Raw genomic sequence first — 20,472 nt, forward strand, 5'->3', positions numbered from 1 at the left:
GTATGGCTAAAACACGAAGGGAATTTCTGGGGAAAGCCTTGAGCTTCACAGCCGCAGCGGGGCTTGCGAGTTTGGCTTTCCCCTTTTATCGTTTTGTTGCATCTAAGTCGTCGGATAGAACCATTAGTATACCGCTAAGCAGCATCGATAGGGATGTTGTTTTTATAGATAACCCGCCGTTGTTTGTTGTAAAGACCAAAAAAGGTTATAAGGCGTATGATGCCCATTGCACCCATATGGGTTGCATAGTAAATTACAACCCCACATCCAATCGCTTTGAGTGTCCCTGCCACGGCAGCGTATTTGATATTAAGGGTGAGAGGGTTAAGGGTCCTGCCAGAAAGCCTCTTAAGGTATTGACTTGCAGGGTCGTTCATAATAACCTCGTTATAGGATGAAGATTGACTATTTTATAGCCTGGTTAGCACAGGGTTTTCTCATAATAGCCCTTGTTAGTGGTATACCCATTGCATTTGAGTATTACCCGGCAAAGGCCTTCGATAGCCTGCAGAGGATTACCCATATTTTGCCTTACGGTGGATTTTTAAGGTCCCTTCATTACTTCTCCTCTCAATTGTTGCTTTTGTTTATTGTTCTGCATGTTGTCGTTGAGCTGTACATGTATCCAAAAAAGAGCTGCAGGGATGTCGATTTTTCCTTTGGTGCTATAGCGGCCGTGGTTGTTGTTTTTCTTTTGTTTAGCGGCTATGTTCTGAAGGCTGACCAAAACGGCCAATCTGCGGCGTTGGTTTCTCAAAATATGCTGGCAGATAGTCGTATATTCAAATGGGCTGTTGTGTTTTTTAAGGATGGGGCTGTTTTTTACTGGAGGTTTTTTTTGTGGCATGCGATTATCCTGCCCCTGTTTTTGGTTTATCCGTTGTTTTTGCACTCAAAGAGGATTACGGCCAGAATGGAGTTTGTGGTTGTGTCGCTGGCGTTGAGCCTGCTTGCTGTGTTTGTATTTAAAATGCCTTACGATGTGCCGTTTGGTATGGCTGTTGGGCATTTGAGCGGCCCGTGGTTCTTTGAGGGTGTTGAGAATATGCTCAAGCTTAATGTTGATGTGGATCTGGCTATGTTTGCGGGCTTTTTCCCTTTTGTTGTGCTGTTTTTGTATAAGAGGCTATGCAGGTTTAGGTTTTGGTTAAATCTTCTGCTTTTTATCTGGATGGTTGCCTATGCTGCGATTAGCCTGGTTTAGGGTTTTTGTTTTCATAAGTGCCTTGTTTATAATTGGTGTTGTTGCTTTTGAGTATAGGAGAAACACCAATAGGCCAGCACCGAAGGTTGACTCATGCCTGAATTGCCACAGCGACATTAAGGATGTGGGCAGATCCCATCCCATCTCTGTTTTTGGTTGTGCCAAATGCCACGGGGGCAACAAATATGCCACCACAAAAGATGAGGCGCACAGGGGCATGGTGTTGAATCCGGCCAGCCTTAAGAATGCAAAGAAGTACTGTCTTGACTGCCATGCCGATATTATAGATAGGGTTAGCCACTCAATTATGGAGACGAACAGGGGAATAATAGGCGTTTTGAACAGGAAATACGAAGGTATTGAGAGTTATCCATCCATATCGCAAATAAAGAGCAGCGACAATAGAACATTTGAGATAGATTACTTCAGAAAAATGTGTGCGGCATGCCACATAGACCAGAAGCAGTCCATATTCCCCAAAAACAGAATAAGGGGCGGTGGGTGTATAGATTGCCACGGCGTTAAAAATAAGAATACCCCCCATACCATCTTAACCGTTAAGATACCCTCACGGAATTGCTTAAAGTGCCACAACAGGTCGAATAGGATAGGCCTTGCATATTTTGGGCAGTTTCAATCTGCAGGATATGGAACGCCTTATAAGAACGGGGGGTTCTCCCATCAGATTATAGGCGGTGGGAGGTATTATTTGAAGCTCAAAGGGGATGTGCATTACAGAAAGGCCGGTCTTGATTGTATAGATTGCCATACAGAGGCCGGCATCATGGGTGATGGCTATGACCATAAGAGGTTTAAGCAGCAGGTGGTTATACAGTGTGAGGATTGCCACAAGCCCCAGTTTGGCAAACCCAACGATCTGGCCTTTAAGCTTGCCGACACCAACGGGTCGGTTCCGCTATCAAAGGACATCCAGATAGCCTACACGAGAAAGGACTTCAGGCCCATATACAACCTGCAGAAAACCAAAGACGGCAGGGTGTTTTTTTACAGAAAGAGGGACGGCAAGAGGTTTGAATTAACGCTAATGAGCAATAAGCCATACCACACATTGAAGATCCATAAAAAGCTTTCTTGTCAGGCCTGCCACTCTCAATGGATGCCCGCCTGTTATGGTTGCCATGTTGCGGCATTCAAGAATAAAAGACAGTTTGATTGGTTATCCCATAAGCCTGAGATGGGCGCCTATAGGGAGTTTAGCTCGTTTAACCGATTTGCCCATCCGACATTAGGGTGGAACGAAAATGGCAAGGTTGCCCTTTTTGCACCGGGGTGCCAGTCATTTGTTACCGTTTACGGTGGCGGCATTAAACCTATAAGGAGGTTTCATAGATTGTTTTATGCCTCCTGGGATCCCCATACAACGCAGCTTAAGGCCAGGGGATGTGCGGATTGCCATTTCAATGCGACCACCCTGGGTCTTGGCAGGGGAAACATGGATATAAAGGGTAAAAGCATCGTTTTTAAACCGTTCTTTGATTCAAAGTCATCATCCCTTCCCATAGACCATCCGCTGGATAGCTTTGTGGATAGCAAAGGCAAACAGCTTCAGGGTGTTTCTTTTAAAAAACAGCATGCTTTCAGCGGGTCTGATTTGAAAAGGATCGTCTCGGCTTACGGTTGTATATTGTGCCATAGGCATTATTCGGATAAAATCTATTTGAACTTTGATGTTTCGAAGAGATTGTTTATGGAAGGCAGAACACCGTGTTCAAGATAGTTGTGCTTTTTTTATTTCTATTTGTAAGCTATGCATACTCCATAGACTATTCCCACTGCACATCCTGTCATAGGATAGAGAAGATAGACGATGTGCATAATTTCAGCTGCACCGTTTGTCATCTGCCAAAGAATACAAAGATGCCTTTGAAGTCTCACAAACCCATAATAAAAAATCCCTCATCGATGGAGTTTGTCGATGCCCAATGCGGCTCATGTCACCGTGCGGATATAGATAGGCTGAAACACTCACTCCATTACACGCTTTCATCTGCCATTAATATAACACGGTTTGTCTGGCATGCACAGGATACAGTGAACCCGATCTATGGTGTTTTTGCACAGAGTGGGCTAAAGCAGATACCTAAACCAAAGTCCATAATAAAAAAACCGCAAGACCTTGTGGATGACCTGCTTAGGCGTAAATGTCTAAGGTGTCATCTGCAGAATAACAGCTATACGACCGCAGGCACGCACAGGGCAAAGGGGTGTGCTGCATGCCATATGGAGTATTCGCTTTCTGGCAGATACCAGGGAAGCGACAGGCTTTTGAGGGGCAAATTCGGCTTTTCTAAAATACACAGGTTTAATGCCCACCCTAAGGATTCAAACTGCCTTGCCTGTCATAATAACGAGTTTGTGGGGAGCGATTATTTTGGTATGTTTCCTCAGGATTACCATAGTTCCTTCCGTTCACCTATCATGCCCAACGGTTATTTCAAAAGGAGGATATTCGGTATAGGCCAGCACCATCTCTTAAAAGATGTGCATGCCCGGGCAGGCCTGATGTGTGTGGATTGTCATAAAAAAAGCGATGTTATGGGAGATGGCAGGCTGTATATAAGACAGCTGGATGCCGTAAAGGTTAGCTGTTCGGATTGCCACGGTGGATACAGTAAAAAACCGAATCCATCGTATGTAAGAAAGACCCCTTTGGGTTATATGATGAGGCTTGTAAATGGCCGTGTTGTTGATGTTGTTCAATTTAACCCCAACACACAGGCCCATAAATACCATAAAAACCTCCACTGTTCTGCATGTCATGCCGCCTGGCAGTCTGAGCATTTTCAGCTCAATCTCTATTTGGATAAGACAAAGAACTATTCCATGTGGAAGGATTTGATATATCAGGAGGATCCCTACCTTGAGCGTTTCTTAAGGAGGGCCTTAAGGGACGGTTCGCTTCTGCCTCTTATGCCTGATTATATAAGCGGTAAGTTGGAAGAGGGTATCTGGTATAGCGGCTGGCTTGCAAGGAGATGGTCGTATTTTGTGCTTCTTAAAGACAAAAACGGCAAATACTACATAGGGAGACCGCTGTTTCAGTATAGGTTGACATATAAGGACAAAAACGGCAAGCTTGTTTTTGACGATGTGGACAACATGTCTGCTATAATGCCGTTTGTTCCGCATACAATAAGCAAATGCCCAAAGGGGTGCGCTCAATGCCATGAAAACCCCTATATGAGGTATAAGGACTGGCAAAGCGGCACAGCGGCGGCTGAGTTTTTTAAGGGTGAGACGTTGTTTGGCTATAGACCAAAGCCCAACTGGATGGATAGCAAGCTATACAGAAGGGTTATGTTTGAAAGGATGAGGGGTTTTATAAAACAGACATACAAGGAGGAGTTAAAGGGTGAATCTAACTGATATACTAAAGTTTGATAAGAAGGGGTTGATTCCGGTTATAACGGTGGATTTTTACAACAACCAGGTGCTTATGCTTGCCTATGCCAATAAAGAGGCTATCGAGATGAGCCTAAAAAGCGGATATGCCCATTACTTCTCCCGCTCAAGGGGCAAGCTCTGGATGAAGGGTGAAACAAGCGGCCATACGCAGAAGATAAAACAAATCCTCTTTGATTGCGATGAGGATACGCTGCTTTATAGGGTTGAGCAGAAGGGTGCGGCATGCCACACAAACCACCGCAGCTGTTTTTACAGGGAGTTTTACAGGGGTGAGGTGAGGGAGATAGAGCCCGTAATTGAGGATTTCGACGGTATAATTTACAGGATAGAGGAGAACGATGACATATTAAGCAAGCTTTATGACCTTCTTAAAAAGAGGAAGGAGGAGCTTCCTGAGGGTTCATATACGGCCAATCTCTTTAGGGGCGGGACGGATAAGATAGCCAAAAAGATTGGTGAGGAGGCAAGCGAGGTGATTATTGCTCTTAAGAACGACTCCCAGAGTGAGCTTGTCTATGAGGCTGCAGACCTTATCTTTCACCTGCTTGTGGGGCTTGCCGAAAAGGATGTGCCGCCTGAGGCTGTGCTTGGTGAGCTAAAGAGGCGGTTTGGCATATCGGGCGAAAGGGAGAAAGAAACAAGGGGCAAGGCATGAGGATAGCGTTTATTCTGGATGAGGTGTGGGATAGCGCCTTAACGAATTACGCCTTAAACATAGAACATCTTGCAAGGGAATTCCACGATACGGTTGTTTTATCGCTTAAGGATAGCTATGTCTATAAAAGCCTAAAGAATGTTGTGCCGATTAAGCCCCTAAGAAACAAAAACCCTTTGAGCAGCCTCGGTGGTTTTTTCTATTTGAGTAAGGTTTTAAAGCAGATTAACCCCGATGTTGTTTTGACCATAAGGGGCGATGCCTCTTTTTTTGCCTGTTTACTAAAAAAATCGCTAAACTTTAGGCTTTTTAGGGTGTTTGGGGAGGACAAGCAACTAAGAACACCGCCAAACTGCATAGATACTCTTATTCTGCCTTGTGAGTTTTTAAAGGAAGACATACCGCCCAAAAGGGCTGAAAAGGTAATCATACACAAAAGCTTCGTCGATAGGGAGCGCTTTGCCTTCTCTTTGGATGGGCGCAGAAGGGTTAGAAGGGAGTTGGGGATAGATGATAAATTCGTATTCGGTGCGGTGGGCAGATTGGACAGGGTTAAGGGATTTGATCTGCTCATAGAGGGATTTGCCCTTGCGGGTATCGATGATGCCGTTTTGGTTATAGTGGGGCAGGAGAAGGGTCTAAAGAAAAACGAACTGCTTGGGCTTGCTGAGGAGTTGAATGTTGGGGATAGGCTGATTTTGATTGATCAGAGGCGCAGCGATATAGTGGATATTATGAGCAGTTTCGATGTGGGTGTTGTATCGAGCGTGGGCAGCGAGGTTATACCGAGGGTATTCTTCGAGTTTATGAGTGTGGGTCTGCCCATCATAACAACCGATGTTGGCTGTCTTGGCGAGGTTGCTAAAGAGGGTTTTTCTATCCTGGCTGAGCCCACGACCTATAGCATAAAGAAGGCCATTCAGAGGGCAAGGGATGCCGACCTTGTGCGATTGTCATCGGCATCCTTAAAAGAGGCCGAAAAGTATGCACTTAGATTGCCCGCAAACTTCTTTAGCCCCTAAGGGACAAAAGAAAGGTCTCAAAATCTCCCCTCATCGCCTCAACAGCGGCTGTTCCTATAACAACCCCATCTGCGTATCTGCAGGCATTTTCTATGTCTTGTTTGTTTCTTATCCCAAAACCCAGAATGACCTTATGCTTTGCCCCTTTGAGAAACTCTATCTTTCTTTTTGTCTCATCATCCAATCTGAACTCACCCCCCGTTGTTCCCCTTATTGAGACAAAGTATATAAAGTCGTTTGCGTCCCTTTTTAATCTTTCCAATTCTTCTTGCCTGCTTTCTGGCGTTGCAAAATACACAAAGCCTATGCCCTTTTTTGATAAGGGTTTTTTGAATCTGTTTGATTCCCTGTAAGGCACATCGGCCAGTATCAATCCATCGATGAAGCCAAAATCACCTGCAAATCGGTCTATGCCGTATGAAAAGACTATGTTTGCATAGGTCATGATGTAAAGCCTGCCGTTAAATATCCGCCTTGCCTGTTTTGTCGAGTCTAAAAAATCCGCCATCCTGTATCTTTTTAAAACCTCCATTGACGCTTTCTCGATTACATCGCCATCGGCCGTTGGGTCTGAAAAGGGCAGGCCTATCTCTAAAAAATCAACCCCGTATCTGTTGCACAGCTCAACGGCCCTTAAGAACCCCTCCCTGTCTGGATAATTACACACCAGATATATCCCTAACCTACACATAGATCCCCTCCAGGATAGGTAAATCCTTATCGCCCCTGCCGGAAAGATTCACTATGACGGTTTTTCTTGCAAAGTCTTCCTTGTTTTTTATTAGATACCCTAAGGCATGAGAGCTTTCAAGCGCCGGTATGATGCCCTCAAGCTGGCTCAACATTTTAAACGCCTCAAGAGCCTCATCATCGAAACATACACCGTATTTGACCCTGCCTGAATCCTTCAAAAAGCTGTGAACAGGCCCAACGCCCGGATAATCAAGGCCTGCTGAAATGGAATGAACTAAAGAAACCTGCCCATCATCATCCTGCAGAAGATAGCTTAATGCCCCATGCATTATGCCTGGTCTTCCTTTGGTTAGGGCTGCTGAGTGCTTGCCTAACTCCAAGCCCTCTCCGCCTGCCTCAACGCCGTATAGCTTTACGGTTTTATCCTTCAAAAAGCCGCTGAATATGCCAATTGCATTGCTCCCACCGCCAACGCAGGCTATAACGGCATCGGGTAAGGATTTTTGTTTTGAGAGTATCTGTTTTCTTGCCTCCCTGCCTATGACCGATTGAAAATAGGCCACAATCTGGGGAAACGGATAAGGCCCAACAACGCTGCCTATTAAATAGTGGGTTGTTCTTATGTTTTTAACCCAATCCCTTAATGCCTCATTGATGGCGCTTTTTAGGGTTCTGCTGCCTTTTTTTACTATCCTTACCTCAGCCCCCAATAGCTTCATCCTTAATAGGTTTGGCCTTTGCCTTTCAGCATCCTTTTCTCCCATATAAATCACACATTCTAAACCCATCAGGGCTGCTGCTGTGGCCGTTGCAACGCCGTGCTGGCCGGCTCCTGTTTCTGCTATGATCCTCTTTTTACCCATGAACTTTGCCAGTATTATCTGGCCCAAGGTGTTGTTTATCTTGTGTGCCCCTGAATGGAGCAGGTCTTCCCTTTTTAGATAGATGTTGATGTTCAGCTGGTTGCTTAGGTTTTTTGCAAGATAGAGTGGTGTTGGCCTTCCTGCATAATCCTTTAGGTATCGGTTTAGTTCCTCTTTTGCCGCTTTGTTTTTTTTGAAGGCCTTAAAGGCCTCTTCAAGCTCATCCAATGCGGGTATGAGCGTTTCGGCCACAAATTGACCGCCGTATTGACCGTAATATCCTTTCATCTTTTGCTCCTTACGATCTCTAAAAATTCCCTCATTTTCGATATGTCCTTTTTGCCCGGATAGGCTTCCACACCGCTTACCAGGTCAACGCCAAATACACCCAAGCTTTTTATCCTTGAAACATTCTCCGCATTTATGCCGCCTGCCACAAACAGCCTGTCTTTGTATTTGAAGTTTTTGAGTATCTCCCAGTTGAAGCTTTTGGCCGCCCCTCCTATCTGTTCTGTGTATGCATCGAACAATAAAAGTCCCTCTTGTTTGACCTCTGGCAGGCTGTCTTTTATCCTGTAAACCCTGATGGTGTTTTTTAGCCCTATATCTGCATACACCTGGGTATAGTCAAGCCCAACAAACTCAACGGCCTCCTTGATTTGAGCTTCATTTTGGTTGACGAATATGCCGACGGTTTTTACCTTGTCTTTAATTCTTTTTACTATTTGTCTTGCACTCTCAAAATCTATAAATCGCTTGCTTTTTGGATAGAACACAAACCCGACAAAATCCACGCCAAGCTCTATGGAGGCCTTTACATCCTCATAATTGGTCATGCCGCAGAACTTAACCTTCATAGCAGCTCCTCAAAGGCTTTGTCTATGTTTTTAGCCTTAAGCAGGGTCTCACCGATTAAAAAACCGTCGCAATACCCCTCAAAGAACTCTATGTCTGCTCTAATTTTTATGCCGCTTTCTGCAATCCTGATTGCATCAAAGTCTATCTGCGATAGAATCTTTTTTGCCCTGAATAGGTCTATTTTGAGGTTGTCTAAATCCCGTGAGTTTACGCCCACGATGTTGGGCTTTAGGCTTCTTATCCTGTTTAGCTCTTCTTCTGCGTGAACCTCAATTAGGCATTCCAGGCCCAATGAATGGGCATAGTTGTACAGCTCTTCTAATTTTTCATCATCCAAAATCCTTGCGATTAGAAGAACAAGGTCTGCCCCGTTTATGTATGCTGCCTCTATCTGTCTTTTGTCTATTATAAAATCCTTGCAAAGAACAGGCATATCCAGAGAGCTTGCCACCTTTTTTAAAAGCTCAAAACCGCCTCCAAAGAACGCCTCATCGGTCAGAACGCTTACGGCCTTTGCGTATTTGGAATAGGATGCGGTTATCTCATTTAGGTCTATTGTTCTTATCTTACCGGCAGAGGGTGAGGAGGATTTTATCTCGGCTATGATGTTGGTCTGGCCCTTTTTGAAAAAATCGTTTAATCTAAAGATGGGCCTTTCCCTTTTGCCTGAGGGTTTGAGCTTTTCTATTTCCCTTTTCTTTTTGCTTAGTATATCCTCAAGAATACCCATCACTTACTCCTTAAGGAGTCCAGTTTTTCTTTGGCCTTGCCGTTTTTTATGCTTTCTTTTGCAAGCTTAAAGCCATCCTCGATGGAATCTGCAACATCGGCAATGTATAAGGAAAACCCCGCATTCAAGGCTATGGCATCCGAAAGCTTATCGTGTTTGCCCTCAAACACCTCTATCAATAGATTGGCGTTTGTTTTTGCATCAAAGCCCTTGATGTCGTCTAAACCTACCTCTATGTTTAGCTCTTTCGGGTCGAATATAAACATCTCCTCTATGCCGTTTTTTCTTATGAAGCATTTGGTTTTGGATGAGCCGCTTACCTCATCAAGCCCATCAAACGATGAGACAAAGGCGACATTGTCCATGTTTAGGATTCTTGAAGCATCGAACATAACACCCAAGAAGGCCCTTGAGAAGACGCCAATCAGTTGGGCATATGTGTCAGATGGGTTGGAAAGCGGGCCTATCAGGTTGAAGATCGTGCGTTTTGAAAGTTTTCTTCTTATGTTTGCTACATGTTTCATAGCCGGGTGGAAGTTGGGTGCAAACAAGAAGACGAAGTTGTGTCTATCTAAAAAAACCTCTGCCTCTTTTTTGCCTAAATCGGCTGCTACGCCGAGCTCTTTGAGTATGTCGTATGAGCCGGATTTTGAGCTTATGGCCCTGTTGCCGTGCTTGGCCACAGGCACAAACAGGCTGCATACGATTGCCGCTGCGGTTGATATGTTGAATGTGTTTTTGCCATCGCCTCCCGTTCCACAGGTGTCTAAGGTCTTTTTAAGGCTTTCCAGTTTTACAGCATGCTGCTTTAAAGACATAACAGCCCCTGCAATCTCCTCTGCCGACTCACCCTTGTCGGATAAGAGCATCAAGAACTCCTTAACCCCATCCTCGTTTAGCTTTCCGTTTAGCATTCCATCAAAAACCGCCTTTGATAGTTCTAATCCTATATCCTCCCCCTTTTTCAATCTGCCGATTGCCTCAGTCAACATGGCAAACCCCCTTAACAAAGTTCTTTACTATCTGCAGGCCGAACTGACTTAAGTATGACTCAGGGTGAAATTGAACACCGTAAATCCTCAAGGCCTTGTTTTCTATGGCCATTACCTCGTTATCGGTTGCAGATGTTGCTACTGTCTCAAACCCATCAACCTTCCCTCTTACGACCAAGGAGTGATACCTTACGCCTGTAAACTCCCTCTTGATTGTTTTGAATATCTCTGAATCGGAATGTATAATCGTATCGGTTTTTCCGTGCATGATTCTTTTTGCCTTTTCTATGGAAAAACCGAAATAGAGGCCTATTGCCTGCATACCCAAACAGACACCGAAGATGGGCAGCTTCCCCTTGAAGGCATCGATTGCATCAAGGCTCAAAAGGGAGTTTTTGGGATGCGATGGGCCTGGCGATATGGCTATGCCTTTTAGGTCTTTCAGTCTTTTGATTCTATCAATCCCTTCTGTGTTTCTTATAACCGCAACATCATCAAACAGGCCTATGTAATGGGCTAAGTTATAGGTGAAGGAATCGTAATTATCTATCAAAGCTATCATCTAAACCTCCCGCCTTTAGAAGTGCTTTGAGCTTGTTTATTGTTTCGAAGTATTCGCTTTCTGGGTTGCTGTCATAGACTATGCCCGCACCCGCCTGCAGCCTGCAAACATCGCCATTGAAAATGGCCGTTCTTATGGTTATGGCCATGTCTAAGTTGCCATCAAAGCCCACATAGCCGACACATCCGCCGTATGCACCCCTTGGGTGCCTTTCAAACTCATCGATTATCTCAATAGCCCTTACCTTTGGTGCTCCGCTCAGTGTGCCTGCAGGGAAGGTGTTTGCTATAACATCGTATGGTGTAATGGATTCATCTAAGTCCGCCTCGACATTGGAGGTCAAATGAACGACATGGGAATAGACCTCCGGTCTGGCAAATGATGTTACCGTTACAGCGGGCGGCTTTGAGATTCTGGCCAGATCGTTTCGTGCCAAATCCACAAGCATTAGATGCTCTGCCATCTCCTTCTCATCGCCTAAAAGCTCCTCCTTTATTCGCTTTAAGTCTTCTGTTTTGGGTTTTGTTCCTGCAATTGGCCTGATGGTTGCCTTTCTATCCCTCAAGCGCACATGGATTTCTGGCGATGAACCGCTTAGGCAGAGCTCTTTGGATTTGAAAAAGAACATATAGGGGGATGGGTTTATCCTGCGTAAGTTTCTGTAGAATTCAAACGGTTCTATGCCTTCGACGAGGAAGAAGTTGCTTAAGACAACCTGTATGGCCTCACCGTCTTCTATAAGCCCTTTGGTTTTTTTGACGATGTTTATAAATTCATCTTTTGAAAACATGCTCAAGATAACCTTGGATTTTTGCGGCCTCTTGGGGTTTTGCGGTTTTTTGGATAGTATGAAATCCTTAAAGCTTCTCAGTCTGTCTTTTGCTATTGTTAGGTTGTCCTTTGCCGTCAGGCTTCTGTTAAAGTTATAGGATAGTGCCACATACAGCCTGTTTGTATAGTTGTCATAGACCAAGAATTCATCGACTAAGAAGAATCTGCCAAATTCAGCGGGCTTTTTCTTTAGGGGTTTTCTTAGGATGTCAAAAAGCTCTGTGGCCTCAAAGGCCAAATAGCCCACATAGCCGCCCTTGAAATCGCCAAAGTTGCCAACAGGGAAGACCTTTTTCTGCTCAAAATTTAGGTCTGAGGCCTTTGTTATCTTGAATACATCCTTCGCTATACCGATAAAGGAAAAGCGGCTGTAGGTTTTATCCTCTTTAGCCGACTCAAGGAGAAAGACATTCTCCTCATCTAACAGCTTGTTTAGGATGGATACGGGCGTGTCCATGTCGCCCTCTATCTCCTCATACAGAACAATTACATCAAAACCCTCATCAAACGCCTTCAAAAACGCCTCCATAGAAACCTCCACAAAATAAAAAAGGCCGCAAACCTTAAAGCTTCTTGCTAAGGTTTGCGGCCAAATAAAAAAGCCGCTTACCCTTAGCAAGCCTCCTGGCTACCCTGCCAGCAAGCCCGCCAAGAATAAGCGGCTAACCGTTAACGATCAGCAGGGCAGCTACATATCGCTACCCCACCACCAGTTATTTAGCTGCTTGCTTATCTTGGTCTCAAAAAACAAACCATCACAACTCATAGCACTATCCTTCTACCAAAATCTATAGGTTTTGTCAAATGTTGTGTTTGGGATTTGTGTTATGGATGGCTTAGATAAAAAGATTGACAGATGAAAATTCAGGTCTATTATAAATTAGATGTGAGGGGACAAAATGAATGAATTTGTTAGCTTTTTAGGTGACTTCTCCTCAGGTTTGATGAGAGTTAGTATAAGACGTCTTTTGAGTTGTATGGGTGTATGTTAGAAACAAAAGAAGAGTGATAGGAATTGACTTGACAAGTGGGTCGGTATATATCTTTATAGTGGTAAAGAATTGAAAATAAAAATAATTTGATATATTATCAAAGATATGTTGCGATGTAGGTGTGTAGTTTAAATGAAAGGAATTATCTTAGCAGGAGGTTCGGGAACAAGATTATATCCCGTAACAGAAATTGTAAGTAAGCAGTTGTTACCTATATATGACAAGCCTATGGTTTATTACCCTTTATCGGTTTTGATGTTAGCGGGTATTAGGGATATTTTAATTATAACTACATCAAGGGATTTACCTTTGTTTAAGAGATTACTTAAGGATGGAAGTGATTGGGGTGTAAAAATAAGTTATGAAGAGCAACTTAGACCAAATGGTATAGCGGAGGCATTTATAATCGGAGAAGAATTTATTGGAGATGATAGTGTTTGTTTAATCTTGGGGGATAACATATTTTTTGGACAGGGACTTACCCAAATCTTGCAAGATTCTACTAAATTAAAAAACGGAGCCATTATTTTTGGCTATAAGGTTCACGATCCTGAGAGATTCGGAGTAGTAGAATTTGATGAAGAAATGAATGTAGTATCCCTGGAGGAGAAACCAAAAAATCCAAAATCAAATTATGCTGTCGTTGGACTCTATTTTTACGATAATGAAGTGATTGAAATAGCGAAAAATATAAAGCCATCGGATAGGGGGGAGTTAGAAATAACTTCGGTAAATTTGGAATATTTAAAAAGAAATAAACTAAGGGTAAAACTATTAGGGAGAGGTTTTGCGTGGTTTGATGCGGGGACTCATGATAGCCTCTTAAATGCGAGTCATTTTGTTGCAACAATAGAAAAAAGGCAGGGTTATAAAATAGCCTGTTTGGAAGAGATTGCGCTGAGAAATAAATGGATATCTAAGGAAAAACTTAGAGTAAAGATTCAACATTTAAGCAATTCTGTTTATGGGAAGTATTTGGAAGAAATATTAGAGGAGCTATAGTGAAAACCATATTAGTTACCGGTGGTGCGGGATTTATAGGAAGCAACTTTATTCCATATTTTTTAGAAAAATATCCAGAATATAATATAATGAATTTGGATACTTTGACCTATGCTGGTAATTTAGAAAATTTAAGGGAAGTGGAAAATCATCCAAGATACAAATTTATAAAAGGGAATATATGTAATCGAGAATTGGTAGAATATGTTTTCAAAGAATACAATATAATGGGTGTAATTCATTTTGCGGCAGAAAGCCATGTTGATAACTCTATAGCTAATCCGGGTGTATTTATAGAGACTAATGTTTATGGAACATATACATTGATAGATGTGGCAAGGAATTTTTGGATGGAATCGCCTTTTAGATATAAAAACGATTATGAAGGATGCAGATTCCATCATATATCCACAGATGAAGTATATGGTAGTTTGGGGGAAACAGGCTTTTTTACTGAAAATACACCTTATGCACCCAATTCTCCCTACTCGGCAAGTAAGGCGAGTGCGGATATGATAGTTAGAAGTTATTTTAAGACGTATGGATTGAATACAGTAATTACAAACTGTTCGAACAATTATGGGCCAAAGCAACACAATGAAAAGCTGATTCCTACGATTATAAGGAGCGCTTTAAACGAAGATCCGATACCGATATATGGGGACGGTAGGAATATTAGAGACTGGCTTTATGTTTTAGATCACTGCAGGGGGATTGATTTGGTGTTCCATAAAGGAAAACCAGGTGAGGTGTACAATATTGGCGGAAGAAATGAAAAGACTAATATAGAAATTGCCAACAAAATTTGTGAAGTTTTGGATAAATTAAAGCCAAGAAGAAATGGAAGAAGCTATAAAGAGTTGATTACTTTTGTTGATGATAGACCTGGACATGACAGAAGATACGCAATAGATGCAAGCAAGATAAAATCTGAATTGGGATGGAAGGCAAAGGAAAATTTTGAAAGTGGCATTGTTAAAACTGTTAAGTGGTATCTAAAAAAGATAATAAAGGAAGATAATGGAAATATCTCAAATACAACACATATAAATGCCAAATAAAATAGATAGATCTCTGACTATAATTGCAGGAATTTGGGTAAAAGACGATTTTAGTTGCATGTTGGATTTGGTAAAAAGAATAAAAAAATGTAATGCCCATATAATTGCGATAAGATTTCCTAAATATTATGAGTGTATTTTGGATTCTCGGAAGGATGTATTTGGAAGATTAAAGGAAATTAAGAAAGTTTTAGAGGAAACAGGGCTTTCTTTGATGGTAGAGGTATCGGATACTAGAGATGTATTTATAGTTTCTAAATATGCTGATATTCTGTTGATAGATACAGAGAGTTCTCAAAACTTACCTCTTTTAAGAGAGGTGAGTAAGGCAAATAAACCTGTGCTTTTAAAGAGGGGATTATCTATGACATTGAGCGAACTTCTAAAGAGCGCAAAATACATAGAAAAAGGAGGAAATTCAAATATAATACTTTGTGAGGGAGGGATAAGGACATTTTCTTCTGTAAATTCGATTGCTACTTTGGATATTTCAGCTATTCCTGTTTTAAAAGAAATGGTTAACTTACTAATCTTTGTGGATCCAATTTATGGATCTGATGGAAAAGAGAGTGTTTTATCCTTGTCAAAAGCAGCTGTGGCAGCTGGGGCTGATGGTTTAATATTGGATGTTAAATGTGGAGAAAATAAACTTTACAATGATTATTTGAATAAATTAAATATAAAAGAGTTTTGTTATATTGTAGAGGAAGTTAAAAAAATTGCAAAGGTTTTAGGTAAGAAAATTGAAAATAGTTTAGAGGTAAAAGCAAATGAAGATCAGATTTATAGAACTCGACATAAATGGAGATGAAAGGGGTAATTTGATAGCTATTGAGGGATTAAAAGATATTCCGTTTGAGATAAAAAGGATTTACTATATTTTTAATCTAAAAAGAAATGCTCCGAGAGGTTTTCACGTACACAAGAAATTGCAGCAGGTTGCTATTTGTATAAAAGGCAGTTGTAAGTTTTTGCTTGATAATGGAAAAGAAAAGGTTAGGGATATTATTTTAGATAGACCAAATAAAGGTTTATTCATTGATAAAATGATATGGCGAGAGATGTATGATTTTAGTGAAGATTGTATATTACTGGTTCTAGCAAATGATTATTATGATGAAAATGATTACATAAGAGATTATGGGGAGTTTTTAAAAACAATAAAAGTATGAAGAAAAAGATTTTAGTTGTTGGCAGTAGCTATGGTAGCTTGCCTATATTGGAATATTTAAGAAGAGAAGGTAGTAATGAAATTGCAGTTGTAGGAAAATACGAGAATGATCCAGGGCATTTATTTTCAGATAAAAGCTACTTTGTTGATTATTCCAATGAAAAGGAGTTGTTAAATATATGCTTAGATTACGAACCTGATTTTATAGTGCCTACATGCAATGATTACTCTTATAATAGCTCTTCTTATGTAAATGAAAAATTAGGGAGAGTATTTAATGGGTTTGATGACTATGACACAACAATGTTATTGCACACTAAGCATTTATTCAGAGAATTTTTAGTCAAAAACAACATATCTTCTCCTAAATATTATGAAAAAGAAGATATTAATGAAGAATTTGAAAATTATCCCATACTTATTAAACCATCTAGAAAATTCAGTGGTATAGGAATAAAAAGAATTTGCAATTATGAAGAATTTAAAAAAGAAATACGCAAGAAAGAAACTAAAGGTGATCATGTAGTTATAGAGGAGTTTGTGGAAGGAAGTCTTTATAGTTATTCTGTCTTTATAGAAAAGCATAAAGTAAAAAAAGGGTTTTTTGTTAGAGAATTTTGCCTAACATATCCGTATCAAGTAGATTTTTCCTACGTCGATAACCGTTTGCCGCACAGCATAAAGAAAAAAATAAATGAGTATATAGAGAAAATCATCGATATTTTAGGACTTAGTAGAGGTCTTTTTCATGTACAATTGGTGATAAACAATAATGATTTTTTCATAATTGAAGCGATGAGAAGATGTCCTGGGGATTTGTACAATCTCTTAATAGAAAAGACTACAGGATTCAGATATATTGAAAATTATGTTAATGCTTTTCTTGGAAAAGAATTTTGTTGCGAGGAAAAATTTAGAAAGAATATTATTAGACATACTATAACGGTAAATAAAGTGTCGACATTAAAATCTCTAACTTTTAAAGAAAGAAATATAGAGTTTTTTCCTTTAAAAGAAAGCGGATATACTATAAAAAAGGCTCCTTTTGATAAAATTGGGATAATCTTTAAAGAAACATCTAATACCAGCATAGAAAACACAATAAAAGATATAGTAAATATTGATTATTATGAAGGAGTAAAGCCATGAAGTATAAAGTTGGATTTGTAGGTGGAGGCATAAATTCTGTGGTTGGTAGAGTGCATAAGATAGCAATAGAAATGGACGACAGGTTTGAGGTTGTTGCTGGTGTTTTCAGTAGATTTAAGGAAAGCAATAAAAAAAGTGCTGAAATTTATAATGTAAGGAAATTTTATCCTACTATAAAAGATATGATTAGAAACGAAAGATTGGATGTTGTATGTATTTTAACACCTACGAATAGACATGTATATGATATAGAGGAATGCTTAAATTTAAATGAAGAAATAGTTATAGTATCAGAGAAGACAATAGCAACATCTTTAAGTGAAATTAAAACTTTAAAAGGATACATAAAGAGAAATTTGTTTGTAACATACAATTACACGGGGTATCCTATGCTTAGGGAATTAAGAGAGTGGGTTTTAAATGATAAGATTGGAAAAGTGCTTAATATTAACTTATTTATGCCTCAGGAAGGTTTTTTAAAAAAGGCAAACAATAAAAAGTTAGCGCCTCAAGACTGGAGAAGAAAAGATTATGAGATTCCTACTATTTATTTAGATCTTGGTATTCACTTGTATAGTATATTAAGTTTTATATTGAATTCTGATGTAAAAATAAAAAGCGTTAAAAGTCTTAATAAGAGTTTCAGTCAATGGGGGGTTATAGATAGTGTTAGCTCTATTTTGCTTTTGAAAGATGATATAGTAGTTAATATATGGTTTAGTAAAGTTGCCCTTGGGCACACTAATGGTTTAGAAGTAGAGGTTTACGGAGAAAAAGGAAGCTTGAGATGGCATCAACTTGAGCCTGAGTATCTTTATTACTGTGACGATAGTGGCAATAAGTTAAAACTTGATCGAGGAAGTGATTTTGTAATAGAGGCAAGAAAAGAAAGATATAATAGATTTAAAGTTGGACATCCAGATGGATATATAGAGGCATTTGCAAATTATTATTACGATATAGCGGAAATTTTAAAGAACAGAGAAAGTTTTTCTTCTGTCTTTGTATTTGATTTTGCTGACTGCGAAAAAGGGATGGAATTTTTAACAATGATCAAAGAGGGAGAAATATGTTGTTAATAAAACCGACCATAGATAATAAAGGTTATTTGAATAAGATGATTCTAGTAGATGAAATTACAGAAAAAAATGGTAAGTTTTATATTTTTGGTATTAATATCCTAACTGATGCACTTATAAAACTGTTTAAGTCAAAAATAAAAGGAATTATAGATGAATTTACAAGTGAGAAATTTTACAAAAATATACCTATATTTAATTTAAACCAAATAGAAAGAAATTCTGTAATATTAGTGGCTTCATCTGGGAAAATTCTAACATCTTTAAGTAAGTTGCGAAAAAAAGGTTTTGAGCATGTGTTGCATTATGTAGATTTTCTAAGGTATGGTACGGCAAAATTAACCGATCTTCCTTTTAATGAAAATTTTCCTCAAGAATATGATAAAAACCATGAAAGATTTGAGGAAGTGTACGGTATGTTAAAAGATGAAAGGTCTAAAATTATTTATAAAAAGCTAATAAATTTTAGATATTTTTATGATTTAAGTTTTCTGGAAGGATTTAAAAGTTGTGAATATAAGCAATATTTTGAAGATTTTTTAAGTTTAAACAAAGAAATTTTTGTTGATGGGGGTGGATTTGATGGGCTAACAACTAAATTGTTTATAGAAAAATGTCCCAGCTATAAAAAGGTATATTTTTTTGAACCAGATAAGGGCAATTTGGAAAAAGCTATGCTCTTGCTGAAAAATTATAAAAACATCAATTTTTATGGTGTTGGTTTATATAGTAAAAAGATGAAATTAAAGTTTAAAAAAGAAGGGTCATCATCTCATGTGAGTGAAGAGGGAGGTGAAATAATAGATGTGGACAAGTTTGATAGCATCATTAATGATAAAGTTACATACATAAAATTAGATATAGAGGGAAGCGAAGAAGAGGCATTAGATGGAATGCATTATACTATAAAAAAATACTATCCTAAATTAGCTGTTTCTGTTTATCATTCTCCTAATAGTTTCTGGAGAATTCCACAAATAGTTTTGAATACCAGAGATGATTATAATATATATTTAAGACATTATACAGAAAGTATCTATGAGACTATTATGTATTTTATTCCAAAAAAATAAAGAAAGTGATTGTATTGTATGTTGTTTTTGGATTTAAAAAAAGTTAATATGCAATACAAAAATGCTATTCTCAAAGTCGTTGAGAAAGTTATAGATAAAGGTTGGTATATTTTAGGAGAAGAAGTAGGAAAATTTGAAGAAGAATTTGCTAAATATTGTGATACAAAATATGCAATAGGTGTAGGAAGTGGACTTGATGCTTTAAAACTTATTATAAGAGGATATAAAGAGTTAGGAGTTTTTAAAGAAGGGGATGATATAATAGTTCCTGCAAATACTTATATTGCTTCTATTTTAGCAATAAGTGAAGAAGGGTTAAATCCTCTTTTAATAGAGCCAAGGATTGATACATATTTAATAGATCCTGATAAAATAGAAGAGAAAATAACTCCGAAAACAAAAGCTATAATGGCAGTGCATTTGTATGGTCAAGTGTGTGAAATGGGTAAAATTCACAAAATTGCAAAAAAATATAATTTAAAAATTATTGAAGATTCAGCACAAGCTCATGGAGCGTATTATAAAAATAAAAAAGTAGGTAATTTAGGAGATGCAAGTGGATTTAGTTTTTATCCAGCTAAAAACCTTGGAGCGTTAGGAGATGGTGGAGCAGTTACTACAAATGATGAAAGACTGGCCGAAGTTATAAAAGCGTTAAGAAATTATGGAAGTGATAAAAAATATCATTATATTTATAAAGGCTATAATAGTAGACTTGATGAAATACAAGCAGCAATGCTTAGAGTAAAATTAAAGTATTTGGATAAAGAAAATAAAAAAAGAAAAGAGATAGCAAAATATTATTTAGAAAACATAAAAAATGAAAAAATTGTATTACCAAAAATAGTTACAGATAGTGTTTGGCATTTGTTTGTTATAAGAACGAAAGAAAGAGGTAAATTACAAAAATATTTAGCCGAAAATAATATTCAAGCGCTTATTCACTATCCAATACCACCACATAAACAAAAAGCCTATAAAGAATGGAACAGTTTAAGTTTTCCTATTACTGAAAAGTTATCAAATGAAATTTTGAGTTTGCCTATAAGTGGGATTATGAGTTTAGAAGAAGCAAAAAGAATAACTGATTTAATAAATAAGGTTTAATA

At 39.2% G+C, this 20,472-nt stretch carries 21 protein-coding genes; 14 read left to right on the top strand and 7 right to left on the bottom strand.

What is annotated here, in order from left to right; genetic code table 11:
• Positions 1-2: 2 nt before the first annotated feature.
• From D891_RS09360 to D891_RS0101205, 6 genes are read left to right on the top strand one after another with little or no spacing between them, the layout of a single operon-like run.
• The gene (locus D891_RS09360) at positions 3-398 is read left to right on the top strand and encodes a QcrA and Rieske domain-containing protein (protein ID WP_025209216.1); all 396 of its coding nucleotides are present in this window, start codon (positions 3-5) and stop codon (positions 396-398) included.
• Entirely contained in the window at positions 395-1,204 is an 810-nt protein-coding gene (locus D891_RS0101185) for a cytochrome b N-terminal domain-containing protein (RefSeq protein WP_025209217.1), read from the top strand. The genes D891_RS09360 and D891_RS0101185 overlap by 4 nt, the downstream gene beginning before the upstream one ends.
• Positions 1,182-2,942 (top strand): hypothetical protein, encoded by a 1,761-nt coding sequence (locus D891_RS0101190; RefSeq protein WP_025209218.1) that lies wholly within the window; start codon positions 1,182-1,184, stop codon positions 2,940-2,942. The genes D891_RS0101185 and D891_RS0101190 overlap by 23 nt, the downstream gene beginning before the upstream one ends.
• The gene (locus tag D891_RS0101195) at positions 2,930-4,591 is read left to right on the top strand and encodes a hypothetical protein (protein WP_025209219.1); all 1,662 of its coding nucleotides are present in this window, start codon (positions 2,930-2,932) and stop codon (positions 4,589-4,591) included. The genes D891_RS0101190 and D891_RS0101195 overlap by 13 nt, the downstream gene beginning before the upstream one ends.
• Entirely contained in the window at positions 4,578-5,285 is a 708-nt protein-coding gene (gene hisIE / locus D891_RS0101200) for a bifunctional phosphoribosyl-AMP cyclohydrolase/phosphoribosyl-ATP diphosphatase HisIE (protein WP_025209220.1), read from the top strand. The genes D891_RS0101195 and hisIE overlap by 14 nt, the downstream gene beginning before the upstream one ends.
• Positions 5,282-6,307 (top strand): glycosyltransferase, encoded by a 1,026-nt coding sequence (locus tag D891_RS0101205; RefSeq protein WP_025209221.1) that lies wholly within the window; start codon positions 5,282-5,284, stop codon positions 6,305-6,307. Before hisIE ends, D891_RS0101205 begins: the two co-directional genes overlap by 4 nt.
• On the opposite strand, the gene trpA is transcribed toward D891_RS0101205, so the two are convergent.
• Genes trpA through D891_RS0101240 form a run of 7 tightly spaced genes read right to left on the bottom strand, consistent with a single transcriptional unit; the run spans position 6,297 to position 12,365 of the window.
• Positions 6,297-6,998 (bottom strand): tryptophan synthase subunit alpha, encoded by a 702-nt coding sequence (gene trpA / locus D891_RS0101210; protein ID WP_025209222.1) that lies wholly within the window; start codon positions 6,996-6,998, stop codon positions 6,297-6,299. The two genes, D891_RS0101205 and trpA, sit on opposite strands and share 11 nt — an antisense overlap.
• On the bottom strand, positions 6,991-8,151 hold the full coding sequence (gene trpB, locus D891_RS0101215) for a tryptophan synthase subunit beta (protein ID WP_025209223.1): 1,161 nt from the start codon (positions 8,149-8,151) through the stop codon (positions 6,991-6,993). Before trpB ends, trpA begins: the two co-directional genes overlap by 8 nt.
• Complete coding sequence (locus D891_RS0101220; RefSeq protein WP_025209224.1) at positions 8,148-8,720, bottom strand: phosphoribosylanthranilate isomerase; 573 nt, start codon at positions 8,718-8,720, stop codon at positions 8,148-8,150. The genes trpB and D891_RS0101220 overlap by 4 nt, the downstream gene beginning before the upstream one ends.
• Positions 8,717-9,451 carry an indole-3-glycerol phosphate synthase TrpC gene (locus D891_RS0101225; protein WP_025209225.1) on the bottom strand — a complete coding sequence of 245 codons (735 nt, stop codon included), beginning with the start codon at positions 9,449-9,451 and terminating at the stop codon, positions 8,717-8,719. The genes D891_RS0101220 and D891_RS0101225 overlap by 4 nt, the downstream gene beginning before the upstream one ends.
• Entirely contained in the window at positions 9,451-10,443 is a 993-nt protein-coding gene (gene trpD / locus D891_RS0101230; RefSeq protein ID WP_025209226.1) for an anthranilate phosphoribosyltransferase, read from the bottom strand. The genes D891_RS0101225 and trpD overlap by 1 nt, the downstream gene beginning before the upstream one ends.
• The gene (locus tag D891_RS0101235) at positions 10,433-11,005 is read right to left on the bottom strand and encodes an anthranilate synthase component II (RefSeq protein WP_025209227.1); all 573 of its coding nucleotides are present in this window, start codon (positions 11,003-11,005) and stop codon (positions 10,433-10,435) included. Before D891_RS0101235 ends, trpD begins: the two co-directional genes overlap by 11 nt.
• The gene (locus D891_RS0101240) at positions 10,986-12,365 is read right to left on the bottom strand and encodes an anthranilate synthase component I family protein (RefSeq protein ID WP_029951877.1); all 1,380 of its coding nucleotides are present in this window, start codon (positions 12,363-12,365) and stop codon (positions 10,986-10,988) included. Before D891_RS0101240 ends, D891_RS0101235 begins: the two co-directional genes overlap by 20 nt.
• A 595-nt stretch (positions 12,366-12,960) precedes the next feature.
• Between D891_RS0101240 and rfbA the strand changes: the two genes are divergently transcribed.
• From rfbA to D891_RS0101280, 8 genes are read left to right on the top strand one after another with little or no spacing between them, the layout of a single operon-like run.
• On the top strand, positions 12,961-13,830 hold the full coding sequence (rfbA, locus tag D891_RS0101245; protein ID WP_025209229.1) for a glucose-1-phosphate thymidylyltransferase RfbA: 870 nt from the start codon (positions 12,961-12,963) through the stop codon (positions 13,828-13,830).
• The gene (gene rfbB, locus D891_RS0101250) at positions 13,827-14,891 is read left to right on the top strand and encodes a dTDP-glucose 4,6-dehydratase (protein ID WP_025209230.1); all 1,065 of its coding nucleotides are present in this window, start codon (positions 13,827-13,829) and stop codon (positions 14,889-14,891) included. The genes rfbA and rfbB overlap by 4 nt, the downstream gene beginning before the upstream one ends.
• Positions 14,881-15,702, top strand: a complete 822-nt coding sequence (locus tag D891_RS09075; protein ID WP_025209231.1) for an N-acetylneuraminate synthase family protein — start codon at positions 14,881-14,883, stop codon at positions 15,700-15,702. The genes rfbB and D891_RS09075 overlap by 11 nt, the downstream gene beginning before the upstream one ends.
• Positions 15,662-16,063 carry a sugar 3,4-ketoisomerase gene (locus tag D891_RS0101260; protein ID WP_025209232.1) on the top strand — a complete coding sequence of 134 codons (402 nt, stop codon included), beginning with the start codon at positions 15,662-15,664 and terminating at the stop codon, positions 16,061-16,063. Before D891_RS09075 ends, D891_RS0101260 begins: the two co-directional genes overlap by 41 nt.
• Positions 16,060-17,211, top strand: coding sequence for an ATP-grasp domain-containing protein (locus tag D891_RS0101265; protein ID WP_025209233.1), 1,152 nt, complete (start codon positions 16,060-16,062; stop codon positions 17,209-17,211). Before D891_RS0101260 ends, D891_RS0101265 begins: the two co-directional genes overlap by 4 nt.
• Complete coding sequence (locus D891_RS0101270; RefSeq protein WP_025209234.1) at positions 17,208-18,290, top strand: Gfo/Idh/MocA family protein; 1,083 nt, start codon at positions 17,208-17,210, stop codon at positions 18,288-18,290. Before D891_RS0101265 ends, D891_RS0101270 begins: the two co-directional genes overlap by 4 nt.
• Positions 18,281-19,363: an FkbM family methyltransferase gene (locus tag D891_RS0101275; protein ID WP_025209235.1), complete on the top strand. Its 1,083-nt coding sequence runs from the start codon at positions 18,281-18,283 to the stop codon at positions 19,361-19,363. Before D891_RS0101270 ends, D891_RS0101275 begins: the two co-directional genes overlap by 10 nt.
• An 18-nt stretch (positions 19,364-19,381) precedes the next feature.
• Positions 19,382-20,470: a DegT/DnrJ/EryC1/StrS family aminotransferase gene (locus D891_RS0101280; protein WP_025209236.1), complete on the top strand. Its 1,089-nt coding sequence runs from the start codon at positions 19,382-19,384 to the stop codon at positions 20,468-20,470.
• The last annotated feature ends 2 nt before the right edge of the window (positions 20,471-20,472 follow it).

The sequence above is a fragment of the Hippea sp. KM1 genome (assembly GCF_000526195.1).
GTDB lineage: Bacteria > Campylobacterota_A > Desulfurellia > Desulfurellales > Hippeaceae > Hippea.

Coding starts and splice junctions, on each gene's coding strand:
- D891_RS0101265 (WP_025209233.1), top strand. CDS start 16,060: ATGAAGAAAAAGATTTTAGTTGTTGGCAGTAGCTATGGTAGCTTGCCT.
- D891_RS0101270 (WP_025209234.1), top strand. CDS start 17,208: ATGAAGTATAAAGTTGGATTTGTAGGTGGAGGCATAAATTCTGTGGTT.
- trpA (WP_025209222.1), bottom strand. CDS start 6,998: ATGTGTAGGTTAGGGATATATCTGGTGTGTAATTATCCAGACAGGGAG.
- D891_RS0101275 (WP_025209235.1), top strand. CDS start 18,281: ATGTTGTTAATAAAACCGACCATAGATAATAAAGGTTATTTGAATAAG.
- D891_RS0101205 (WP_025209221.1), top strand. CDS start 5,282: ATGAGGATAGCGTTTATTCTGGATGAGGTGTGGGATAGCGCCTTAACG.
- D891_RS0101240 (WP_029951877.1), bottom strand. CDS start 12,365: ATGGAGGCGTTTTTGAAGGCGTTTGATGAGGGTTTTGATGTAATTGTT.
- D891_RS0101185 (WP_025209217.1), top strand. CDS start 395: ATGAAGATTGACTATTTTATAGCCTGGTTAGCACAGGGTTTTCTCATA.
- D891_RS0101260 (WP_025209232.1), top strand. CDS start 15,662: ATGAAGATCAGATTTATAGAACTCGACATAAATGGAGATGAAAGGGGT.
- D891_RS0101220 (WP_025209224.1), bottom strand. CDS start 8,720: ATGAAGGTTAAGTTCTGCGGCATGACCAATTATGAGGATGTAAAGGCC.
- D891_RS09075 (WP_025209231.1), top strand. CDS start 14,881: ATGCCAAATAAAATAGATAGATCTCTGACTATAATTGCAGGAATTTGG.
- trpB (WP_025209223.1), bottom strand. CDS start 8,151: ATGAAAGGATATTACGGTCAATACGGCGGTCAATTTGTGGCCGAAACG.
- D891_RS09360 (WP_025209216.1), top strand. CDS start 3: ATGGCTAAAACACGAAGGGAATTTCTGGGGAAAGCCTTGAGCTTCACA.
- rfbA (WP_025209229.1), top strand. CDS start 12,961: ATGAAAGGAATTATCTTAGCAGGAGGTTCGGGAACAAGATTATATCCC.
- D891_RS0101235 (WP_025209227.1), bottom strand. CDS start 11,005: ATGATAGCTTTGATAGATAATTACGATTCCTTCACCTATAACTTAGCC.
- D891_RS0101280 (WP_025209236.1), top strand. CDS start 19,382: ATGTTGTTTTTGGATTTAAAAAAAGTTAATATGCAATACAAAAATGCT.
- D891_RS0101225 (WP_025209225.1), bottom strand. CDS start 9,451: ATGGGTATTCTTGAGGATATACTAAGCAAAAAGAAAAGGGAAATAGAA.
- D891_RS0101190 (WP_025209218.1), top strand. CDS start 1,182: ATGCTGCGATTAGCCTGGTTTAGGGTTTTTGTTTTCATAAGTGCCTTG.
- trpD (WP_025209226.1), bottom strand. CDS start 10,443: ATGTTGACTGAGGCAATCGGCAGATTGAAAAAGGGGGAGGATATAGGA.